Source organism: Microbacterium sp. NPDC006705, assembly GCF_044903545.1.
GTDB classification, from domain to species: Bacteria; Actinomycetota; Actinomycetes; order Actinomycetales; family Microbacteriaceae; genus Microbacterium; species Microbacterium plantarum.
In genome coordinates this window covers 1-1,627 of the sequence record NZ_JBJDQQ010000013.1, presented here as the reverse complement: position 1 = coordinate 1,627, position 1,627 = coordinate 1, and the positions used below count along the sequence as shown (strand labels likewise).

At 64.7% G+C, this 1,627-nt stretch carries 3 protein-coding genes; all 3 read left to right on the top strand.

What is annotated here, in order from left to right; translation table 11 throughout:
- The coding region (locus ACI2K6_RS17000; protein ID WP_404569001.1) for a zinc-binding dehydrogenase at nt 1-576 on the top strand (576 nt) is incomplete at its 5' end.
- Nucleotide 577: 1 nt separating this feature from the next.
- Nucleotides 578-1,147: a type 1 glutamine amidotransferase domain-containing protein gene (locus ACI2K6_RS16995; protein ID WP_404569000.1), complete on the top strand. Its 570-nt coding sequence runs from the start codon at nt 578-580 to the stop codon at nt 1,145-1,147.
- Nucleotides 1,144-1,446: a putative quinol monooxygenase gene (locus ACI2K6_RS16990; RefSeq protein ID WP_271174930.1), complete on the top strand. Its 303-nt coding sequence runs from the start codon at nt 1,144-1,146 to the stop codon at nt 1,444-1,446. Before ACI2K6_RS16995 ends, ACI2K6_RS16990 begins: the two co-directional genes overlap by 4 nt.
- Nucleotides 1,447-1,627 lie beyond the last annotated feature (181 nt).

The following is a 1,627-nucleotide window of genomic DNA, read 5'->3' as shown; positions in this document are numbered from 1 at the left end:
ATGATCAAGGGCGCCGCGAAGGTGATGGTGGTCGATCGTCACCCTGACCGGCTGGCGTTGGCCGAGCAGATCGGCGCGATCGCCATCGATGACTCCAAGGTCGATCCCGTGCAAGCCGTGCTCGACGAGACGATGGGGCTGGGAGCTGACCGGGGCTGCGAATGCGTGGGTTACCAGGCCCACGATCCTCAAGGCAACGAGGACACCGCCGCTACGATGAACATGCTCATCAACGCGGTGCGTTTCACCGGAGGAATCGGCACCGTCGGCGTGTTCGTCCCCCAGGACCCCGGAGCCAAGGACGAATTGGCCAAGCAGGGAAAGGCGGCCATCGACTTCGGAATGCATTGGTTCAAGGGTCAGACCTTGGGGAGCGGTCAGGCCCCGGTCAAGCGGTACAACCGCCAGCTGCGGGACTTGATCGCCGCCGGCAAGGCGACCCCTTCCTGGATCGTCTCCCACGAGATCTCGCTGGACCAAGCCGCCGACGCGTACAAGAACTTCGACGCTCGGTCAAAGGGTTGGACCAAGGTTCTCATCAAGCCCGGGATGTCGACCGAGAAGAAGGCGAACTGATATGGCCGAGACGCTGCAGGGCAAGAGAGTCGCCATCCTCGCCGCCGACGGAGTCGAACGCGTTGAGCTCGAGAAGCCCCGCGAAGCACTGGAACGGGCCGGCGCTCAGACCGAGGTCCTCTCGATCCACGACGGCGAGATCAAGGCCCGTAAGGACGACCTGGATGAAGCGGGCACGTTCACCGTCGACGGCTTGATCGCGGACGCCTCGGTGGGCGACTACGACGCCCTGCTGCTTCCCGGCGGCACGGTGAACCCCGACCAGCTCCGGGTCGACAAGGACGCCGTTTCCTTCGTCCGCGACTTCGTCGAGAGTGGCAAGCCCGTGGCGGCGATCTGTCATGGGCCTTGGACGTTGATCGAGGCGGGTGTGGTCGGAGGTCGCACCTTGACGTCCTTCCCGAGCATCCGCACGGATCTGCGCAACGCCGGTGCGGAGGTCGTTGACCAGGATGTCGTGGTCGACGGGAACCTGATCACCAGCCGCTCACCCGATGACCTGCCTGCGTTCTGCAATACGATCGTGGCGAAATTTGCGGGCAATTCGACCCAGGGAGAGGTGACGTCATGAGCGTGACGAAGGGACTGCTTGTCAGGCTGGAGGCCCTGCCCGGCAAGGAAGACGAGGTCCAGGAATTTCTCGGCATCGGGCGAGGGCTCGTCGAGGAGGAACCGGCCACCGTCGCGTGGTTCGCGATCCGTCTCGGCCCGTCCTCATTCGGGATCTTCGACGTGTTCCCCGATGACGCCGGCCGCGACGCGCACCTGTCTGGCGCGGTTGCGACCGCTCTCGGCGAGCAGACGGGCAAACTGTTCAGCGAGCCGACGATCGAGAAGCTGGACGTCGTAGGCTCCAAACTCCCCGCCTGACACCACAGACCGGGAGTACTGGCCCACGAAGGGGGAGGGTCGCTGCGCGCGGTGACTTCGGGCTTACACAGCCCGCTGACGTCGTGGCAGCGGCCCCTTCTCTTGCGGCCTATCGCTAATCACCAACAGATCGGGGAACCGCGATGACAGGAAGTGGCGACGGCGTTGCCACGACGCGTTC

Coding starts and splice junctions, on each gene's coding strand:
- ACI2K6_RS16995 (WP_404569000.1), top strand. CDS start 578: ATGGCCGAGACGCTGCAGGGCAAGAGAGTCGCCATCCTCGCCGCCGAC.
- ACI2K6_RS16990 (WP_271174930.1), top strand. CDS start 1,144: ATGAGCGTGACGAAGGGACTGCTTGTCAGGCTGGAGGCCCTGCCCGGC.